Annotated in this window: 24 protein-coding genes; 6 read left to right on the top strand and 18 right to left on the bottom strand. The window is 42.0% G+C overall.

The features are described from left to right. Positions 1-21 precede the first annotated feature (21 nt). The 9 genes from PASHI_RS04925 to PASHI_RS04885 all read right to left on the bottom strand — a co-directional run bounded on the left by PASHI_RS04925 (position 22) and on the right by PASHI_RS04885 (position 7181). A complete protein-coding gene (locus PASHI_RS04925) occupies positions 22-507 on the bottom strand; it encodes a chemotaxis protein CheW (RefSeq protein ID WP_062564787.1) in 486 nt (161 codons plus the stop codon). Next, positions 504-2585: a chemotaxis protein CheA gene (locus tag PASHI_RS04920; RefSeq protein WP_062564786.1), complete on the bottom strand. Its 2082-nt coding sequence runs from the start codon at positions 2583-2585 to the stop codon at positions 504-506. The genes PASHI_RS04925 and PASHI_RS04920 overlap by 4 nt, the downstream gene beginning before the upstream one ends. A 15-nt stretch (positions 2586-2600) precedes the next feature. Continuing rightward, the gene (locus PASHI_RS04915; RefSeq protein WP_054562870.1) at positions 2601-2963 is read right to left on the bottom strand and encodes a response regulator; all 363 of its coding nucleotides are present in this window, start codon (positions 2961-2963) and stop codon (positions 2601-2603) included. Between the two features lie 9 nt (positions 2964-2972). Beyond that, positions 2973-3245 (bottom strand): STAS domain-containing protein, encoded by a 273-nt coding sequence (locus tag PASHI_RS04910; RefSeq protein WP_054562871.1) that lies wholly within the window; start codon positions 3243-3245, stop codon positions 2973-2975. Between the two features lie 169 nt (positions 3246-3414). Further along, positions 3415-4032: an SCO family protein gene (locus PASHI_RS04905; protein ID WP_062564785.1), complete on the bottom strand. Its 618-nt coding sequence runs from the start codon at positions 4030-4032 to the stop codon at positions 3415-3417. Next, the gene (gene cyoE / locus PASHI_RS04900) at positions 4029-4937 is read right to left on the bottom strand and encodes a heme o synthase (protein WP_054562873.1); all 909 of its coding nucleotides are present in this window, start codon (positions 4935-4937) and stop codon (positions 4029-4031) included. Before cyoE ends, PASHI_RS04905 begins: the two co-directional genes overlap by 4 nt. A 9-nt stretch (positions 4938-4946) precedes the next feature. After that, a complete protein-coding gene (locus PASHI_RS04895; RefSeq protein ID WP_054562874.1) occupies positions 4947-5936 on the bottom strand; it encodes a COX15/CtaA family protein in 990 nt (329 codons plus the stop codon). A gap of 20 nt (positions 5937-5956) precedes the next feature. Next, complete coding sequence (locus tag PASHI_RS04890; RefSeq protein ID WP_054562875.1) at positions 5957-6451, bottom strand: hypothetical protein; 495 nt, start codon at positions 6449-6451, stop codon at positions 5957-5959. Continuing rightward, on the bottom strand, positions 6432-7181 hold the full coding sequence (locus PASHI_RS04885; protein ID WP_062564784.1) for an SURF1 family protein: 750 nt from the start codon (positions 7179-7181) through the stop codon (positions 6432-6434). The genes PASHI_RS04890 and PASHI_RS04885 overlap by 20 nt, the downstream gene beginning before the upstream one ends. Positions 7182-7195: 14 nt before the next feature. On the opposite strand from PASHI_RS04885, the gene PASHI_RS22385 reads away from it, so the two are divergent. Next, positions 7196-7507: a DUF2909 domain-containing protein gene (locus tag PASHI_RS22385; RefSeq protein ID WP_082710866.1), complete on the top strand. Its 312-nt coding sequence runs from the start codon at positions 7196-7198 to the stop codon at positions 7505-7507. On the opposite strand, the gene PASHI_RS04880 is transcribed toward PASHI_RS22385, so the two are convergent. From PASHI_RS04880 to lexA, 5 genes are all read right to left on the bottom strand, one after another. Continuing rightward, positions 7407-8282 carry a cytochrome c oxidase subunit 3 gene (locus tag PASHI_RS04880; protein ID WP_054562877.1) on the bottom strand — a complete coding sequence of 292 codons (876 nt, stop codon included), beginning with the start codon at positions 8280-8282 and terminating at the stop codon, positions 7407-7409. The two genes, PASHI_RS22385 and PASHI_RS04880, sit on opposite strands and share 101 nt — an antisense overlap. Positions 8283-8319: 37 nt before the next feature. After that, positions 8320-8850, bottom strand: a complete 531-nt coding sequence (locus PASHI_RS04875; RefSeq protein ID WP_054554454.1) for a cytochrome c oxidase assembly protein — start codon at positions 8848-8850, stop codon at positions 8320-8322. After that, positions 8850-10445: a cytochrome c oxidase subunit I gene (ctaD, locus tag PASHI_RS04870; RefSeq protein WP_054554455.1), complete on the bottom strand. Its 1596-nt coding sequence runs from the start codon at positions 10443-10445 to the stop codon at positions 8850-8852. Before ctaD ends, PASHI_RS04875 begins: the two co-directional genes overlap by 1 nt. Then, on the bottom strand, positions 10445-11587 hold the full coding sequence (gene coxB, locus PASHI_RS04865; protein ID WP_054562878.1) for a cytochrome c oxidase subunit II: 1143 nt from the start codon (positions 11585-11587) through the stop codon (positions 10445-10447). The genes ctaD and coxB overlap by 1 nt, the downstream gene beginning before the upstream one ends. Before the next feature lie 437 nt (positions 11588-12024). Continuing rightward, on the bottom strand, positions 12025-12642 hold the full coding sequence (gene lexA, locus PASHI_RS04860) for a transcriptional repressor LexA (protein WP_054554457.1): 618 nt from the start codon (positions 12640-12642) through the stop codon (positions 12025-12027). 161 nt (positions 12643-12803) lie between these two features. Between lexA and PASHI_RS04855 the strand changes: the two genes are divergently transcribed. Further along, positions 12804-13241, top strand: a complete 438-nt coding sequence (locus PASHI_RS04855; protein ID WP_054562879.1) for a PaaI family thioesterase — start codon at positions 12804-12806, stop codon at positions 13239-13241. Positions 13242-13248: 7 nt separating this feature from the next. On the opposite strand, the gene PASHI_RS04850 is transcribed toward PASHI_RS04855, so the two are convergent. Further along, on the bottom strand, positions 13249-13629 hold the full coding sequence (locus PASHI_RS04850; protein WP_054554459.1) for a hypothetical protein: 381 nt from the start codon (positions 13627-13629) through the stop codon (positions 13249-13251). A 158-nt stretch (positions 13630-13787) separates the two neighbouring features. Here PASHI_RS04850 and PASHI_RS04845 point away from each other — a divergent pair, with 158 nt between their 5' ends. After that, entirely contained in the window at positions 13788-14513 is a 726-nt protein-coding gene (locus PASHI_RS04845; RefSeq protein WP_062564783.1) for a hypothetical protein, read from the top strand. On the opposite strand, the gene PASHI_RS04840 is transcribed toward PASHI_RS04845, so the two are convergent. Next, positions 14488-14841, bottom strand: coding sequence for a VOC family protein (locus PASHI_RS04840; protein WP_054562881.1), 354 nt, complete (start codon positions 14839-14841; stop codon positions 14488-14490). The genes PASHI_RS04845 and PASHI_RS04840 overlap by 26 nt on opposite strands. Before the next feature lie 116 nt (positions 14842-14957). On the opposite strand from PASHI_RS04840, the gene PASHI_RS04835 reads away from it, so the two are divergent. The 3 genes from PASHI_RS04835 to PASHI_RS04825 all read left to right on the top strand — a co-directional run bounded on the left by PASHI_RS04835 (position 14958) and on the right by PASHI_RS04825 (position 17700). Next, the gene (locus PASHI_RS04835; RefSeq protein ID WP_082710871.1) at positions 14958-15611 is read left to right on the top strand and encodes an endonuclease; all 654 of its coding nucleotides are present in this window, start codon (positions 14958-14960) and stop codon (positions 15609-15611) included. 99 nt (positions 15612-15710) lie between these two features. Further along, entirely contained in the window at positions 15711-17333 is a 1623-nt protein-coding gene (locus PASHI_RS04830) for a S41 family peptidase (protein WP_062564781.1), read from the top strand. Continuing rightward, positions 17326-17700, top strand: coding sequence for a hypothetical protein (locus PASHI_RS04825; RefSeq protein ID WP_062564780.1), 375 nt, complete (start codon positions 17326-17328; stop codon positions 17698-17700). Before PASHI_RS04830 ends, PASHI_RS04825 begins: the two co-directional genes overlap by 8 nt. Before the next feature lie 32 nt (positions 17701-17732). Here the strand turns inward: PASHI_RS04825 and hmpA are convergent, their stop codons facing one another. Both hmpA and PASHI_RS04815 read right to left on the bottom strand, forming a co-directional pair. After that, complete coding sequence (gene hmpA, locus PASHI_RS04820) at positions 17733-18896, bottom strand: NO-inducible flavohemoprotein (protein WP_062564779.1); 1164 nt, start codon at positions 18894-18896, stop codon at positions 17733-17735. A gap of 20 nt (positions 18897-18916) precedes the next feature. Continuing rightward, the gene (locus PASHI_RS04815; protein ID WP_062564778.1) at positions 18917-20149 is read right to left on the bottom strand and encodes an NnrS family protein; all 1233 of its coding nucleotides are present in this window, start codon (positions 20147-20149) and stop codon (positions 18917-18919) included. Positions 20150-20292: the final 143 nt, after the last annotated feature.

Raw genomic sequence — 20292 nt, 5'->3', positions numbered from 1 at the left:
CCTTCTTGTTAATCTACCCAGTTAAATGTCCATTGTTTTTTGTAGGTCAAGTAATGCGACCATTTTCTCACCCACATTGACTAAACCCGCAACAAATTTCGCGTTGTCTGAGTCAGACAAATGTGGCACTGCCTTCGCTTCATGCTCAGCAATGCTATAGACATCCGAGACGGCATCAACGGCGATGCCCATAATTTTACATGTATTTTCAAGCTGTACTTTTAGAACAATTACAACGGTTAACGGTCCGTATTCAATGGCTGAAATACCAAAACGTAGCCTTAAATCAATAATCGGCACTATGGTGCCGCGCAGGTTGATAACCCCTTTGACGAAATCCGGTGAATTAGGGATCACCGTAATTTCTTCCCAACTGCGAATTTCTTGCACCGTTAAAATATCAACACCATACTCTTCTTCAGCCATGAAGAAGGTTAAAAACTGTTTTACATCTTGATCTTGTTCAAGGTTTAGTTTGTTATGCAGGTCGTCGTGCTGTGCAATCATGACGCCTCCAAATTCGCTTTTGATTCAATAATCAATTCTTGGCTCCCAGGCTTTCTAAGCCCAGATAATTTAATCAAACCACTAATATCAACAATCAAAGAAACACGACCATCCCCTAGAATTGTCGCCCCCGAGACACCATCAACTTTTTGATAATTGGCCTCTAAGCTTTTGATTACCACTTGCTGTTGCGACAATAAGTCATCAACTAATAAACCTACTTTTTGGTTGTCACTCTCAACGACAACCAACAGGGTTTTATCAAGCGTTTCAATCGCCCCTTTATGATTGAAAATATTATAAAGCCTTAAGATTGGAATATATTCGTCACGTAAGCGCAGCACATCTAAGTCTTTGCCTACCCGACTCACTTTACTAATATCGATTTGCAATGACTCAATTATCGAAATCAGCGGGATGATGTAAGTATGCTCAGCAATTCGGACTAACTGCCCATCTAAAATAGCCAACGTTAGCGGTAAGCGAATTGTAAATGTCGACCCCACGCCTGGTGCAGAAGCCACTTCAACAGAGCCGCTAAGTGCTTCGATATTGCGCCTTACTACATCCATACCAACGCCACGACCTGATAAGTCGCTGACTTGATCGGCTGTAGAAAATCCTGGTAAGAAAATAAGCTCGTTGATTTCGTTATCAGACAACTCATCAGTTTCTGAAATTAGGCCGTTTTTAATCGCCTTTTCACGAATTTTAGTGGTGTTCAGGCCCTGACCATCGTCCATAATTTCGATAACGATATTGCCACCTTGATGAAACGCATTGAGCGTTACAGTACCAACAGGGTCTTTTCCCGCTGCAACGCGTTTATCAACGGTTTCTAAACCATGATCTAAGGAATTTCTCACTAGATGCACCATAGGATCAGAAAGCTTCTCCATCACGGTTTTATCTAGTTCGGTTTGTTCACCAAGTAATTTAAGCTCGACTTGTTTATCAAGCTTTTGCGAGATATCGCGCACTAAGCGAGGAAAGCGACTAAACACAAAGCTTATTGGCAACATGCGAATACGCATGACATTTTCTTGTAAGTCACGGGTATTATGTGCCAGTTGTGCTAAGCCCTCTTGTAATGAGGCTATAGTTGCTTCAGTGATCTCTTGCTCACCCAATTGACTTAACATCGCTTGGGTAATCACTAATTCACCCACCATGTTGATCAATGAATCAACTTTGTCGATACCAACCCTGATTGAGGTTGATTCTGCATTGGCTGTGGTTGCTTTAACTGGCGCTGGCTTTTTAGAATCAGTAGCTGGTTTAACTTCTGCAGGCTCAGCCTCTTTTGCTGGCGCAGTTTCTTCAGCAACAGTTTCAACAGCGGCAACCTCTTCATCACCAAACAAACCACCACATAGGGTGATGGTGATATCAGCGTCATCTTCAACCCATTCGAAAATTTCTTCGATGCAGCTTTGCTCTTTGTCTGTGGTTAAGAAAAAGCGCCACGATAAGAAACAGTCTTCAGGGGCAAGGTTAGTGATATCAGGCACATCATCTTGAAAGGCTTGTGTTTCAAGCTCACCTAGCTCAGCCAACTCACTGATCATGTACAGTGGTTCATTACCGGTTTTAAATAAGTGATGATGTGGTTTGAAATCGATTTGATAGGTATTAAAGCTGCTTTCGCTAACAGCTTCTTGCGTTGGCTCTGGTGCTTTACTTGCAGCACGCATACCAAGAATTTCTTCAAATTTAATACGCAATTCATCAGCTTCAGTTAAGTCTGGCTGCTGCTCAGCTTGTAAAGTTCTGAGTAAAGCCCGTAAACAGTCAACTGATTTTAAAAGTAAATTTACATGCTCATCAGTAAGATCCCGCGAACCTTCACGAATTTGATCTAAAAGGGTTTCGAGAACATGAGTAAAGTCTGCAACAGCACTAAAGCCAAAGGTACCGCTACCTCCTTTTATTGAATGCGCAGCGCGAAAAATTGTATTTATGGTCTCTAAGTCTTCTTCGCCAGGCACTAAGTTTAATAACTCAGCCTCCATAGCGTCGAGTCCTTCGAAGCTTTCTTCGAAGAATACTTCAAAAAATTGGCTTAGATCTATACTCATGCCCCGCTCCTATTATTAGCGAATCACTTTTTTCAATACCGCTAACAATTGCTCAGGATTAAATGGCTTAACAATCCAACCAGTTGCACCAGCAGCTTTACCTTCAGACTTTTTATCAAGACCCGACTCTGTAGTCAGCATCAGTAAAGGTGTGAACTTGTAATTAGGTAAGCTACGTAATTCACGAATAAGGGTAATACCATCCATTACCGGCATATTCACATCAGAAATAACAGCATCAAAGCCTTGTTGTTTTGCGATATTTAAAGCTTCGCTGCCGTCTTTCGCTTCTGTCACATCAAAGCCAGCTTTTTTAAGCGTAAAACCAACCATTTGGCGCATAGATGCAGAATCGTCTACTGCTAAAATTCTTTTCATAAAAACCTCTTAATTGGCATTCTCAAGCACAAGATAATGGCTTAAGCCCAAACTATTAATTGCCTGTTGCAACGGCTTACTCTCGCCAACCCAAATAATTTTGTGTTGCACCGAAAGTAAATGCTTCTGTAATGCACATAAAAGCTGAATTGATGCTGTGTCAGCACGGGTCACTTCACTGATATCCAAACAGATATCATCATTTGCTGACAACTCTTGTAGCAAATCTTGATGGAGTGTTTCGACCTGACTAATAGCTAATTCTGTAGGGAGCTTTAACATTACTTATACCTTCCCTGCTTTAAACAATTCATAACAAAAGCTTAGACTGACTAAATAAAAATGCCATAATTTGAATCAAAAAATAGTAAAATTTTTTAGTAGCTTAGACATTTATATCAAAAAAGGAAGCTTTTCTTTTGCGGAAAATGACTCCCTTAACCAAGAAAGTTTACTTTGCGTAATAATCTGCTATTTTTTTGAACTCTTCAGTCAAAGTTGTGGCGTTTATTAATGGCACGCTGCCTTGTTTAAATTCAGGCTTAAAAATCGCACGTACCGAGCCATCGCCATCAACCATCACTACCGACGCGCTATGATCAACTGCATACTCTTGCTCATCACTATCGTTAATTGCGTAAATTAAGCCAAGCTCTCTGACAAATGGAAAAAGCTGTTTGTGTGGGCCTGATACTGCAAGAAAATCAGGATTAAAGTAATCAATGTAGGCTTTGCGTTTTTCGGTTGTATCACGTTTTGGATCTACGGCAACAAACCATACCTGCACTTTGTAATCTTGGCTTAACTGCTTTTGTACTGCCGTTAGTTTCGCCAATGTCATTGGACATATATCAGGGCAACTGGTGTAGCCTAAAAAGACCAAATTCCAATGCCCCATAAACTGACTGTTATCAGCGGGCGCACCATGTTGATCGGTTAATAAAAACGGACTAATCAGCTTTGCTTGCTCATAAACCAGTGCTTCGACTTCAGGAGCGGTGTTGTTTTTACCACAACCGGTTACAAACAATACCGCACTGAAACATAAAAAAGCGACGATTCGCGTCATAAAACTAACCATTTATCAATGAATAAGGCGATAAAGAGTAGCATTAAATGCACGATTGAAAAACGAAATAAGTCCATTGCTGTATCATCTTTTGGGGCAATTTTTAGTTTTAACGCTTTATAAATGAATATCGCGTTTAAAACGCTTGCACCTAATAAGTAAATTAGCCCTGACATGCCAATTAAATAAGGCAGCACACATACCAAAGCAAGCAAAATGCTGTAGCCAACAACGCAAGTTTTACAAAATTCGATACCGTGAGTAACAGGCAACATAGGGATTTTTGCCCGCTCATAATCGCTTTTACGTGCAATCGCCAAGGCCCAAAAATGCGGGGGAGTCCAAGTAAATATAATCATCACTAACAGCCAAGGAGCCGCGGCCATATGGCCTGTTTCAGATACCCACCCTAGCAACGGCGGCATAGCACCTGCCAAACCACCAATAACAATATTTTGCGGTGTGGCACGCTTTAAAAATGAGGTGTAAATAAAGGCATAGCCGACAAGCGCAAACAAAGTAAGAATGGCGGTGAGTGTATTCGCCCATACCATAAGCATAACAAAACCTAGTATTCCTATAGTTGCAGCAAAGCTCAAAGCATGTTGTTTACTGAGCCGACCTTTTGCCACAGGACGATGACGTGTACGTGCCATTTTGCTGTCGATTTCACTATCAACAACATGATTGATCACGGCAGCAGCAGCCGACAGCAAGCCAATACCTAGCAAACTTGCAAGCTGCACAAATACCCCTCGCCCAACATCGGGAGCCAATGCCAAACCAACCCAAGCAGTTAGTACAAGCATGGCAACTACTTTAAATTTACTGATAGCTAAGTAATCTTTAAGTAACTCTGAGCTTTGAATAAATAATGATTTTTCTGAGCTTAGTAATAATGCCATCACAGCCTCCTAGGTTCTTATTTTTAAGTGGAAGCATAGTCTTACCATGCTAAGCAGTAACAATGCGGCCATTAGGTTGTGCGCAAGCGCTACACTTAATGGGAAGTGCCAGTGCACAACAGCTAGACCTAAACAGATTTGGCACAACAAAGCGATTAATACAGTGACTGTGCAGTGCTTAATTTTTCGAGAGTAACAGCGTGAATATATGCGCCACATGATCAGCGCTAACACCACACAAGTAACCAGCGCCCAAATACGGTGTAGCAGATGAATAGACATACGCGCCTGCTGCGATAAAACGCCATATTCATAGGTGCTGTGCTCAAGCGGTAGCTGAAACACACTCTTCAAAGAAAACGGTTGTCCGTAGCTACACAGCGGTAAGCCATTACAATGCGGAGCGGCGTAATTTGCTGCAAGCCAGCCACCCAACGCAATTTGCAGTATTAGCACCACCAAGCCCACCAGCGCTAACTGATAATATGGCTTTGCGCCGCTATCACTGCTAGCAACAGGGTCGGTCTTTAAACGTAGATACAATAAAAACAGCAACGACAAGATACTAAAACCGCCGAGCAAATGCCCCATAACAACCAAAGGCTGTAGGTTCATAGTGACAGTCCACATGCCCAATACGGCTTGGAATACCACCAATAATAATAGTGCTAATGGCAGTTTAACCGGCGTATTTGGATATTGGCGTTTTAACCAGGCAAAAACAAACAAGGCTAAAATAAGTAAACCAAGGGCACCGGCAAAATAGCGATGGATCATTTCTTTCCATGCTTTTGCTGCTTCAAACATCATATCAGGGTAGTTTTGTTCAACATGTAACAAAGCAGTTTCATGTTTTGGCACAGTTAAAAATCCATAGCAACCAGGCCAGTCAGGGCAACCAAGCCCAGCATCACTCAGCCGTGTATAGGCACCAAGCCCAACAACTAAGATAGAGAAGAAAACCGTAATTAAGACTAAATATTTATAATTTTTATACATCTTTATCCCCTTAATGAGGTTTAACTTGAACGCGCATAGTTAAGTAGTTTCTTTAAGTCTTTAAGTAAGCCTTTTTGAATCAGTCTGTTTTGTTCTGGCTCAGCCGTGTAGGGGTAATGCAAAACCACTAAGCCCATGTGATCAACCAAGTATAAGTCTCCCGCTTTGAGCGCAGGACTTACTGCTAATTGACGCCAATTTGCCGATACCTGCTGTTGATTTGTCAGTACCGCCACATCCACTTTTTGCTGATTTTTACCTAAAGCGACATATAGGTTATCTAGACTGGCTAATTGGTTTGCACAAACTTCACTGCACTCTTTTGGGTAATTAAGCGCAATTGTCCATTGTTTAGGATCGCCTTGTTGCCAATCAGCTAATTTAACTTCTTCGCTTAAAAGCTCACCATGATTACTCGAACCACTCGGTAACCACTCAAGCTTTAATGCTGCATAAGCAAGTGCCAGCGGCACAAAACAGCATAAAACGAATAAACTAAGCGGGTTTATTTTCATAACCTCTCCTTCTCATCGCAAAATAAGCAATAACAACACACGCTAAGCCGATTAATAACCACTGCACGGCATAGGCGTAATGTTTTTCTGGCCCCATCACGACACTCTGGTAATGCGGGGTTGCAATACCATCTGCTTCATTGCGATAACCAATAAAGTCTTGTAAGGGCTTTGCTAATTGAGCACTAAAAATTGCTAAGTCGATGCCTTGAATACGCTTAGGCCAGCCTTGCTCTGCACCAATCTCATCGGCAAGTGTGAAACCTTGTAAGCTGCCTTGTTTCAATTGCACAGTAGCCGTAAAGCTTGTTGATTCTGGCCACACAACGGTTGGCAACTGGCTACGGTTTGTTGGAGCTTTTAGCCAACCAAAGTTAACGATTAAAGGCACGCTTTCACCTGCAATTGTCATCGCTACTAGTAAGTCATAGCCCACTTGCCCCTGATAAATTTGATTATCAAGCAGCCAGTACTGTTGTTTATTTACCTCGCCAGAGACCTTGACTTGCAAGCCCGTTTTATTCAGCTCTCTAGGTAAACTTTGCAGCTCTTGCCAGCTCAAAACTCCTTGCTCTTTCGAAACGGCTAACTGGCTTAGTTGCTGCTGTTTTTGCTCGCCTCGCTGGTATTGCCAAACGCTTAGTCGCAAACAAATAAGCACTGCAAGTATCACAACGCAAATTGCGATAATTGAGCTAAGCTTTTGTTTACGCCATAAAATTAACTGCATTTGGAATACCTAATATGATTAAAATCATTATTGTTTTGTTATTACTTTATATTCTGTTCAACCTATTTAGAGCGCTGTTTGTGATGATGTCAGCAAAAGAGCACTCGAAACCCATGTCGCATTACTTAGGTCGTCGAGTGCTGTTTTCAGGTATTGTGCTGGTGCTCATCATTGCCGCAATGAAATTGGGCTTTATTCACACCAACCCGTCGCCGCTTCACAAAGCTACAGCACGTACACAAACACAAATAAACACAACCACACCACATCAACAAAGTGCCAATACCAAGCAGCCGCTTGAAAGGCAAAATGCTTTTCACTCGTGAAGTGGCCTTTAAAAATTCTCAGCAGCACCACAAATAAAATAATGGTGCCTAGTGTCACGTGCATACCGTGAAAGCCAGTTAACAAGAAAAAGGTATTCCCATAAACGCCCGCATCTAAGGTCAAACCTAAATCTTGGTAAGCATGCATATACTCGTAAACTTGTAAGCCAAGGAAAATCACACCTAACAGCACGGTTAAAGATAAAAATACCTTTAGGGCGCCGCGCTTATTGTTTTCTATCGCAACATGAGCAAAGTGAATTGTGACCGATGAGGTAAGCAGAATAAGCGTGTTGATCAGAGGCAGACCTTGCCAGCCCATAGCCTGTGTGGTCTCGCCCGCTGGCGTAGTTAATAGCGGCCATACGGCTTCAAAGGTTGGCCAGAGCACTTCATTGGTCATAGCGTTATTACCAGCGCCACCGAGCCAAGGCACCGAAATCATACGTGCATAAAAAAGAGCGCCAAAAAACGCCATAAAGAACATAACCTCAGAGAATATGAACCAGCTCATACCTTGTCTGAAGGAGCGGTCCATTTGTGCTGAGTAAAGCCCTTTATGAGACTCTTCAATAACGTTTCTAAACCAGCTAAAAACCATATAAATTAATATGGCAATGCCTAGATACAAGACATACTGGCCACTACTGCCCTCACCACTTACTTGCATCACAGTTAAACCAGCACCGACAGCAATTAAAAACATCGCGATGGCACCAACTATTGGCCAAGGACTCTCGGCTGGAACATAGTATTTTTCATAATTTTGATTCATTTTGTTTGCTCCCAATTAGCAATTAGCTTGGCGGCTTTTAATCGTTTTTAGCCACAACATGCCCGCTAATATCAAACACGGTATACGACAACGTCAGTTCCTCAACATCGTCGGGTAACTCTGTATCAACATAAAACAACAAGGTAAATTCCATTTCTTCACCGGCTTTCATTGGCTGCTGATCAAAGCAAAAACAGGCTATTTTATGTAAGTACTTTGCCGCTTTACCCGGTGATACTGATGGAATTGCTTGCATGACTTTGTCTTCATTACTGGTGTTCTTTGCTGAAAATTTAACTTCACGCATGGCACCTGGTTGTACCGCCACGCTGTATTGCTCAGACTGCACCTTAAATGGCGCGCCGCTTTGGGCGTGAGTGGTAAAGCTGACATCAACTTGGCGCTGTGTATTTATTGATTCACTCGCGCTCGCTTTTTCTAATGATGGCTTACCATTCAACCCTGTAACGTCGCAAAACACGTCGTAAAGCGGCACCATTGCAAAAGCAAATGCGAACATGAGCAAGCATGTAATCAGCAGTTTTTTTAGCAAAGGTGCATGGTTCATTACTTAATCTCCGGCGGTGTTTCAAAGGTGTGATAAGGCGCTGGAGAATCGACTTCCCACTCTAAACCTTCAGCCCCATCCCATACTTTGGCAGGTGCCTTTTCGCCACCTCGAGCACATTTAAATACCACCAATACAAACAACAGTTGCGATAAGCCAAATGCAAAACCACCAATACTGATAATGGCGTTAAAGTCAGCGAATTGCAGAGCATAGTCAGGAATACGACGCGGCATACCAGCAAGGCCAACAAAGTGCATAGGGAAGAACAACACGTTGACACTGATTAGCGATAACCAAAAATGCCATTTCGCCAGCGTTTCGTTGTACATGTTGCCAGTCCATTTCGGTAGCCAATAATAGGCTCCCGCCATAATTGAGAACACAGCCCCCGTCACAAGCACATAATGGAAGTGAGCCACCACAAAATAGGTATCGTGATACTGAAAATCTGCTGGTGTAATCGCAAGCATCAAGCCAGAGAAACCACCTAAGGTGAATAACACAATAAAGGCGATTGCAAACATCATCGGAATTTCGAAGCTAATCGAACCTCGCCACATGGTGGCCACCCAGTTAAACACTTTAACGCCCGTTGGTACCGAGATAAGCATGGTGGCGTACATGAAAAACAACTCGCCTGCCACAGGCATCCCTGTGGTAAACATATGATGTGCCCAAACGATAAAACTTAGCAGCGCAATCGATGAAGTTGCATACACCATAGACGCATAGCCAAATAGCTTTTTGCGCGAGAAGGTCGGTACGATAGTCGATATAATGCCAAAGGCCGGCAAAATCATGATGTACACTTCGGGGTGACCGAAGAACCAGAAAATGTGCTGGAACATCACAGGGTCGCCCCCACCGGCTGCATCAAAAAAGCTGGTTGCAAAGTATTTATCGGTCAACACCATAGTGACCGCCCCTGCTAGAACTGGCATAACAGCAATTAACAAGAATGCAGTGATTAACCATGTCCAAACAAATAGCGGCAGCTTCATCCACGTCATACCTGGCGCTCTTAGGTTGACGATAGTCACGATAACGTTAATCGCACCCATAATTGAGCTGATACCCATGATATGTACGGCAAACACAAAAAGTGCAGTGTTATCGTTGCTGTAAGTTGTTGATAGTGGTGCGTAGAAAGTCCAACCAAACGCAGGACCACCACCAGGCATAAGTAACGAAGCCAATAGGATTAAAAATGCAAATGGCAAAATCCAAAAGCTCCAGTTATTCATACGTGGTAAGGCCATATCTGGTGCGCCTATCATCATAGGTACCATCCAGTTTGCAAGCCCAGTAAATGCAGGCATAACAGCACCAAACACCATGATCAAACCATGTACGGTAGTCATTTGGTTAAAAAAGTGCGGATCAACTAACTGTAATCCAGGCTGAAACAGTTCAGCGCGGATCACCATTGCCATCGCTCCACCAATTAAAAACATGGTGAGTGAAAAAATCAGGTATAAACTACCAATGTCTTTATGATTGGTAGTGTAAAGCCAACGCTTAAAACCTTTAGCTGGATGATGATGGTCGTGATGCGCATGCCCTGTTGCTTGCTCGTTAATAACATTACTCATTAGTTCGCCTCCGCTGCTGCATCAATCGCGGCTTGAATTTGACTCGGTTGGATAACATCGCCGGTATCATTACCCCACGCGTTTCGCTTATAAGTAATAACCGCAGCAAGTTGCTTAATTGAAAGCTGTTTATCGAACGCTTGCATTGCTGTGCCAGGCTTACCGTGTAATACGATATCTATGTGATCTTTTACATCACCTAATACAATCGGGCTGCCTTTAAGTGCTGGAAAAACGCCTGGTAAGCCCATACCGGTAGGTTGGTGACATGCAGCACAGCTTGCCATATACACTTGTTCACCTAAGACCATAAGCTCTTCTTTCGGTAATGTTTGATCAAGCAAAGCAGCATCTGCTGCGGCCGCATTGGCTTTTTCTTGCTTGGCATCTGCAAGCCAATTAGCAAATTCATCTTCAGGTAAGGCTTTCACCACAACAGGCATAAAGCCATGATCTTTACCGCATAACTCAGCACATTGACCACGGTATACTCCTGGCTCGTTAATACGTGTCCACGCTTCATTGATAAACCCAGGATTTGCATCCTTTTTAACCGCAAAATCAGGCACCCACCATGAATGAATTACATCGTCTGAGGTCATTAAAAAGCGAACTTTTTTATTGATAGGAAGTACTAGCGGTTTATCTACTTCAAGCAAATAATGCTCAGTTTTCTCTGCTTGGTTGTCTATTTGGTCTTTAGGTGTAGATAGAATCGAGTAATAAGCAATGTCTTCGCCCATGTACTCGTAATGCCACTTCCATTGTGAGCCAGTCACTTTAATGGTGATATCGGCTTTAGAGGCATCTTCCATGGCAATTAAGGTTTTTGTGGCAGGCACAGCCATGGCGATTAAGATGACAAATGGAATGGCAGTCCAAAGTATTTCAACTTTTGTACTTTCATGAAATTGGGCAGGCTTGGCCCCTTTGGATTTACGGTGGTGTATTAAAGCCCAAAACATCACCGCAAATACGATGATGCCGATTACACAGCAGATAATAAATATCGTCATGTGTAACTCATAAACATTATTACTTATATCGGTCACCCCTTTACGCATATTGTATTGGCTATTTGCCAATGCAAGCTCAGGAAGTGCAAACAATATAAGCCACAAGGCGTAACGCAGTTTACCCATGTGACGGCTCCTTTAGATGCTATTGCAAGACGCAAAGCGAAAAGGCGATACAACAAGGTGCCCATTCGTTTTTCTTATTGTTCAGAGCGACTACGTATCATTTTGACCCACTTATGATACCGACCCCATGACTAACACCTCGCACATTTTTGTGTCTTTTTATTAATTAGGTGTTAATACAGTGTATTAACCAATTAGTTAAAAAATGACCAATAAGCAAGTTTTAATGATAATAAATGTTTATTTTGGTGCAGAAATAACAACTATAATCAGCGCTTTATTTAATGTTTAGGAGTAAGAACGAAATATAAAAAGAGAGGAAAACTGCGCTATATAAGGCTTTAAATGAAGAGTAAGGATTCACAAATCCTAATTAAGTAGTAAAATTTCAGTGGCGCACCAAATTGAGTCAATTTAATGCACCAAATTGGGAACGTTTACATCCAGTCAGCGTTACGAATAACACCTACCGCTAACCCCTCGATGTTGAACGACTCATGCTCAAGGTCAACCTCAATAGGCGAAAACTCTTCGTTCTCAGCGTGTAAAAGTACTTTGCGACCCGCTTTTTCTAGACGCTTAACTGTTACATCTTCATCGACTCGAGCTACAACTACTTGCCCGTTTTCAGCAACTTGTGTTCTATGTACTGCAAGCAAATCGCCATCCATAATACCAATGTCTTTCATACTCATACCATTTACACGCAGTAAGAAATCGGCAGCAGGTTTAAATAATGAAGGATCAACTTGGCAGTGACTTTCAACATGCTCTTGCGCCAAAATAGGTTCACCGGCTGCAACACGGCCAATTAAAGGTAAGCCTAGTTGCTCTGGCTCATCTTCTTCAATTAACTGAATACCGCGACTCGCCCCAGGCTTCATTTTGATCATGCCTTTTTTTGCCAGTGCTTTTAGGTGTTCTTCAGCAGCGTTGGCACTTTTAAAACCCAATGTTTGAGCTATTTCAGCACGCGTAGGTGGCATGCCTGTATCTTTAATAAAGACTTTAATTAGTTCTAAAATTTGCGATTGGCGTTTAGTTAATGGGCGCATACAACTGGTTTTCCATACAGTACATTTAACTGTGAGTATATACAGTTATTTGAAAATCGCAAATTTAAATTAACCCCATCATATTGCTACAAAACTAACATTGAACCACACCGAAAGATGCCATAAGGTATTAGCTTTAATTAGCAGGCTAAGGAAACACAATGAGTATTTGGCACCAACCAATCACGTTAGAGCTTTGCAAAGAGCTGGAACAAGGGATTACCGGTCAAGGCACTTTAATGAAAACTATGGGCATTGAGGTAACTGAAATTGGCGATGATTATTTAATGGCAACCATGCCTGCTATTCCTGAGCATCATAACCCTATGGGCATGGTCCATGGCGGAGCAAACGTTGTATTAGCAGAGACAGTGGCAAGCTATGCAGCCAATTTCGTGGTTGATTTCAATAAGTTTTATGCTGTTGGCCAAGAGATTAATGCCAACCACATGAAAGCGTCACGCAAAGGAACGTTAACAGCAACTGCGAGACCGCTGCATTTAGGTAAGCGAACTTCTGTTTGGGATATAAAAATTACCAATGCCGCAGGAGAGCTTTGCTGCGTATCAAGAATGACCGCAGCTGTTGTAGAGCGATAAATTCTGGCTATTTTTCAACAGGATAAATAGTAATTTCAATCCCTGCGCCAATTGCAGAGATACGTAACAAGGTATCGGCATGCAGGGGTTGGTTAAAGCATTTAGGCGAATTACCTGATTCAAAGCCTATATCAAATGTACGCTTTGAGCACGATAACCACTGTTTTAATGCATTGCGCGAGCAAGACTCAATAAGCTCGCAAAGCTGGTTAATTGCTTTATCTGGAGAGCTGATATCTGCGGTTGCTTCAATACGTGCTAGTTGGCGGTATTCATCTTGGTCATAATGTAAAACCATGGCGTTTTTCTTCAAATCAGCAACAAGCGCACTTATATCGTGCTTTGACTCAAGCTCCAGATCTACATTTAAAAATTGAATTTCCGACATACTCTCGTTTTTACCCTCTATTGATATCGACTGAAACTTTAACTCAGTTTTGTATATATACCAAATCTAGAATACAGTTAATGCGACATTATGCCGCATTGGCAATCTAGCTAAACAACCTAAAATAGCGCCCACATAACAATAATAACGGGGTAATAATGAATAAACGCCTGTTTAAGTATGCTCGTAAAGGGCATAAATGGCTTGGCTACTTACTTGCTTTGCAGATCTTTTTTTGGCTCTTAGGTGGGCTGGTAATGAGCTCATTACCACTTGAAAAAGTGCATGGTAAGCATCTGGCTAATCGCAGTTTAAGTAGCCCATTTTTATTGTCGGACTACCCTGCTTCAATTGATAAAATAACAGCGCAATTCGAGCAAATCGAGGGTATTAAATATAGCCATTTTTTAAATACCCCGATTATAGAAGTTACATCCTTTAGCGGTACGTTTATTTTTGATGGCAGAACAGGTGCTAAAATGCCTGCACCGAGTAAAGCGCAAATCATTGAAAATGCGCAAGCTCACCTGCTTATTGACGCAAAAATAACGCAAGCGCAGTTATTAACAAAAGGGCCTAGAGAAGTCGGTCACAAAGCCAATGTTTGGCAAATTAGCTTCGATGATTGGTTAACAACAACCTTATATTTAGATAGCCAAACCGGTAAAGTTATAACTGTGCGCAGCACCCTGTGGCGCATTTTCGACTTTTTCTGGATGCTACACATTATGGATTATGATGAGCGTGAGAACTTTAACAATCCACTACTCATCAGCTTCTCAGCCACCAGCGTACTATTTTGTATTACAGGAGTTCTCTTGTTACTACAAAACGTTCGAATTAAACGTAAAAAGCCAGCTACACGTGTTGGTCAATCAAAATAGGATTGCCATCTGGGTCGGTGATAATAAAACTCGCGTCACCGGCCTTTTGTATTTCTAATCCTTGTTGCTGAAATTGTGCAGCTAATTGCTCAAAGGTTGCAAATTCATCCAAAGCTTCGGCATTTTGATCCCACCCAGGATTAAAGGTCAGCATGGTTTTATCAAACATACCTTGAAACAAACCAATCAAATGTTCACCGTTTTTCATAATTAGCCAATGCTGCTCTATCTCCCCAGCAAACTCTTTGAAACCTAGCTTTTCATAAAACTGCTTTGAAGCACGAATATCTTTTACATTTAGACTTACAGAAAAAGCACCTAATAACATGGTTGTAATTCCTTTAATAAAAACGGCCTAACAACTATAGCTGAGTTGAAAAACTTTTCCTTTTTAGAATAGTCGCTCTAGAATAGCTGTTCCTGTAGTTCACTGATGTGATGGATATGCGTTTATTTCTATACTTAGCCCTTTGTTTTATTTTCACTTTTCCTATATCCGCTAAAGAGTTTTCGAGCTTTTACAGTACCAAAAAGCATTTAATTAAGAATCTACCAAGCAATAGTAAAAGCTTATATTGTGGTTGCGATATCAAGCGCCAAGGTAAAAAACTTGTGCCAGACCCTGATGCGTGTGGCTATATTCCTAGAAACTCTGTCACCCGTTCAGGAAAAGAGAATGCTCGCGCAAAAAGAATAGAGTGGGAGCACATTGTGCCTGCCTGGGAGTTTGGTCATCAATTACAATGCTGGCAGGATGGCGGTCGCAAAAACTGTAAAAAGGTCAGTGAAAAGTTTCGTCAAATGGAAGCTGACATTAATAACCTTGCCCCCGCTATAGGCGAGATCAATGCTGACCGTTCAAACTTTCGCTACGGTATGGTGTCAACATCAAGTGCAAGTTACGGAGCATGTCCCGTAAAAATCGATTTTAAGCAACGCGTATTTGAGCCACCCATTTATGCAAGAAAGCAAATAGCCGATACCTATTTTTATATGCAAAAAACCTATGGCTTAAAAATATCTGATAAACAACGTAAATTATTTGAATCGTGGCAAAAGCTTGAAATAGCTGAAATTAGCAATCGTAAGTCTTTATAACTAGCAGCACATTCGTTTACATTTCAGACGCTATAATTTATTGCTTTCAGATTAAGTAATTGTTAGTTTTTAAACAATTTATATAAGAAAGGAAGCACCATGTTTAAAAATAACAAACTCGCTTTAGCTGTCTTCTTAGCGGCTTCAGGCATTTCTTTATCTGGCTGCGGCGGTGGTGGCTCATCGAGCAATACCGATACCACGAATCCACCACCAACAACTTCTGAACCCACTTGGACGGCTGGTGTCTTTGATCCATCAAGCGAATTTAAAGATCAATGCACTGTACCGCGAACTGGCAATGATCCATATAACGATAATCAACCTTACCCAGATACAGCAGGCTCTGAGTTTACTGAGAAGATGTGGCTACGTTCATGGAGTGACGAAACCTATCTTTGGTACGATGAAATAGAAGACAATGACCCAGCTAACTTCAGCTCTGTCGCCGCTTACTTTGATCAATTAAAAACCTTCGAAAAAACAGATTCTGGTGCTTATAAAGATCAATTCCATTTCAGCAGGCCAACAGAAGAGTATTTTCAAGAGTCGCAATCAGGTGTGGTTTCTGGCTATGGTATCAATTGGGCATTTATCAGTAATGTTCCGCCACGAGAGTTACGTGTAGCCTATTTAGAGAGTGACTCACCAGCTGCAAATGCAGGCTTACAACGCGGTGATACTATTTTAATGGTCGACGACGTCAGCATTGACACTAATACTCAACAAGGCGTAGATATTCTAAATGAAGCGCTATTTGGGCCGACAGCTGGCGACTCGCACAATTTTGTTGTACGCAGTAATGATGGCACCGAAAAATCGTTTACTCTAATCGCAGGTAATATAACCCAAACACCTGTACAAAATGTCGATACTATTACCACAGGAGATGGCACTAAAGTTGGCTACATGCAGTTTAACAGCCATATAAGTATTGCTCAGCCTGAGCTGATAAGTGCTGTGAATAAGTTCAAAACCGACAATATCGACGAGCTTGTGATCGACCTTAGATACAATGGCGGTGGTTTATTAGCGCTTTCTTCGCAACTTGCCTATATGATTGCAGGTCCAGCTAATACGAGTGACTATTTTTACTATCAAGTCATTGAAAATGACAAGCAGCCCGAGAGCGACCCATACCCGTTTATTGATATTGAAGTCGATTATTCTACTTTCGAGGGAACAGGTAACACACTACCTGACTTAAATTTATCGAAAGTCTATGTACTCAGCACTGATAATACATGTTCAGCATCAGAAGCACTTATCAATGGCTTAAAAGGCATAGATACTGAAGTTATTTTAATAGGTGGTAAAACCTGCGGTAAACCATATGGTTTTACCCCAACGCATAACTGTGCAACCACTTACTACACCATTCAGCTAACGGGTGTGAATTACAAAGGCTTTGGCGAATACTCTGACGGCTTAGTACCAACTCCTTCACCGCAATTCGATGCAGATGTAAAAGGCTGTGAACTCGATGACGACTTTAACCACCAGTTAGGTGATAGTGATGAAACACTTCTGAGTGCAGCGCTTTATCATATTGAGAATGATAGTTGCCCAGTGGTAACGCAAAGTGCCACAGCTAAGCAAGCGACAACCTCATCTTATGCTGCTGATGAAGCTGGTATTGCGCTAAAAGCTAATACTACACTTTACAAAAATAATATGGATTTAACCCGTCCGCTACCAGCTAAGGAAGGTGATAATGAATAAAGCACTGTTCTTAACCTGCACCTTACTGGCAAGCATAGCAGGCTGTAAAAGTACTCAAGCAGAGCAACCGCAAGATGCTACGCTTGTTCGGGTAAACCCGGGAGTGATTACTGATATACAGCAGGCTATTCAGTCTGCTAAGGGCGGTGCACTGGTCACCTTAGCCGATGATGTGTTTACTAAAAGCGCAGAGTTACTGATTGACCACGGCACCAACAAAGGGCCTGATGGCCTGCCAATTATGGGTGCCCATTCAATTCCTTCTGAGAAGTTTGTGTTGCAAAAAGCAGGTGAGCAATGCCTGCTTTACTACCCCAAAAAAGAGCTCCGTATTCCACTTCCTAATGTAGAGTGCGAAGTTAACTAACAAAAGGCGCAGCTTAGGCTGCGCCTTTTACATCATAGGCTTTGGTGAGGGCCAAACACCTCATAATGAATGCGTTCACTTGCAACCCCAATACCTAGTAGTTGCTCTTTTATCATTGCCATAAATGCGATTGGGCCACACAGGTAAAAGTCACCTTTGCTTATTGGTAAGCTGTCAGCGACGTGGTTTACATCCATTAAGCCCGCAAAATCGCCCCCCTTGCCATCTTTAAACCAGGTAACACAATGTAATGAAGCGTGCGCTTGCTGTTGCTTAAATAAGTACTCTTTAAAGGCAAACTGCGTTTCACTGTCGCAAGCATGCAGGTAATGAATTGGCTGATTAGGTTGATTACTTAATAGTGTTTCGAGCATCGCCATCATCGGGGTTTGACCAACTCCCGCTGAAATCAATACAACAGGCGAGTCAATTTCGCGAAGCACAAAGTCGCCTGCGGGTGGGTAAATTTCTACCTCATCCCCCTCACTTAAGCTATGTAGGTAGTTAGATACCAAGCCTTCTTTTTTCACGCTAATACGGTAATTACAACTATTACTTTGCTGCGATAAAGAGTATTGCCTCACTTGCGTTAAATCACTGTTTGCAGGCGTTACTTTAATCCCTAAATATTGGCCCGGTAAATACGCCACAACAGGCTTTGCATCGGCAGGCGTTAATGTGAAACTACAAATTTGCGATGACTCCATACGTTTTTCTGTAATAGTGAAAGTACGGGTACCAAACCATCCTCCCGGCGCCTTTTTGGTTTTTTGATATAGCGACATCTCCTCATTAATACATACATCAGCTAATAACGAATAAGCTTCACGCCATGCATACTCAACCTCAGGGGTAAATTGTTCTGGCAATAACTCTTTTAAAGTCGCAATCAAATGCCCACCAACAATAGGATAATGCTCTGGCAAAATATGGTAACTGGTGTGTTTATGATTAATGCGCGCAAGCGCATCTTTTAACACTGCCAAGTTATCAATATTTGCCGCGTAGGCAGCTAAGGCATTAAACAGCGCAAATTGCTGAGAGCCCGATTGCTGATGTGTCATATTAAAAATATTTTTAAGCTCTGGGTTGTAGCTAAACATACGATCATAAAAATACTCAGTCACTTGAGGGCCTGCTTGTGCAAGCAACGGCAAAGTACTTTTAACAATCTGGATCGTTTTTTCAGATAACATAGTTTTTCCTATTGGAGAGATTAACCGCGGCGACCATCAACACGACGATTCACTAAGATGGGCGCACAATGAAATAAAAATAAGCTAAAGCCAGCAACCCACAGCAACGCACTTAACTGCCATGCAAGGTGATGACCTAAATAAACGGGAAGTAACGAACGTACAATGGCAGCTATCACAATGAGTACAAATGCCAAACTAATGTACGCAGGGGCTTGTAATGCGCGCCCAGTGTGACCATGAGAGACACGTACCATCATGGCGATGATCATCACACCTATGGTGCCAACAGTGATCAGATGAAGCGCATCTTTGAATAAGATAATAGAGCTGAAATAACTCAGCGCGATGAGTATTAAACCCACAGATAAAGCCCAATAAGCCACATGTAATGACCATAGCAAAGGCACTTTTAGAATGCCTTTATGCCACCACAAAACACACCGGGCTGAATGTAAACAAGCAAGCCAAGCAAAAACCCAACCGGTGCTCATTGCGCTAAAAAATAGCTGACTCATAAAAAACCACGCAATGGCGAAAAATGAGCTAAATACGACTAATTTATCGAGCTTGGGGGTTCTAACTTGTTCACTTAGGTTAAGGCCGCGCGCGGTAAAAAATGGCACAACTCGCCCAGCCACAACACCAACTAGCAGTGTCATGATAAGTACAGCGGTATCAACAACCCCCAGTGCCAGCGACATTTTATTAAGTACAACTAAGCTCAAAAAAATCACATTGAGCGCACAGAGCAAAGATGCGATGACAACAAATAAGTAGTTATGGCTGCTTTTTGCCTGTATCAGCATGTCAGCTAGAATAATAATTCCAGCTAGCCACCAAACGAGTTGTAGCGCACTAACAATATAAAGGTTTAGCTGCTCGAACCCTGCAATCTCAATAAAAAAACTAAGCCTTGCAGCAAGCCAAATCATGCTAAGCAAACAAAGTTTAATACCACTTACACTCGCCACACCTGTCCAAGTTTGTGCGGCGGTGAGCAAAAAGCCCATGGCAACCACGCCCGCAAAACCAAACAGCATTTCGTGAGCATGCCAAAGCGTTGCGGGCATTGTTAGGTGCCACTGTGCATAGCCCGCCAAGATTAAAAACCAGTAACTCATAGCAAATACAGCTAAGGCACCTGCCGCCAAGAAAAAAGGCCGAAATGCTAATGCCCATAACGGCCACTGGCTGAGTTGATAAAATTTGATCTTAGTTGGCATAGGTTCAGTTAAATTAATGACTTTCATTCGTGCTCTCAGCGTTTAATTTCCCCAGCTATTGCACAGTTCAAGCCAAAAATAAAAACCATTAAATATCAATGCATTAAACTTGGACACTTGATAAATAAGTCAAAATGACACACTATTAAAAACATCAATAAAACACATTC

This window comes from Pseudoalteromonas shioyasakiensis (genome assembly GCF_001550135.1).
Lineage (GTDB): Bacteria > Pseudomonadota > Gammaproteobacteria > Enterobacterales > Alteromonadaceae > Pseudoalteromonas > Pseudoalteromonas shioyasakiensis.
The sequence above is the reverse complement of the archived record's forward strand: the minus strand, read 5'-3'. Positions and strand labels throughout refer to the sequence as shown.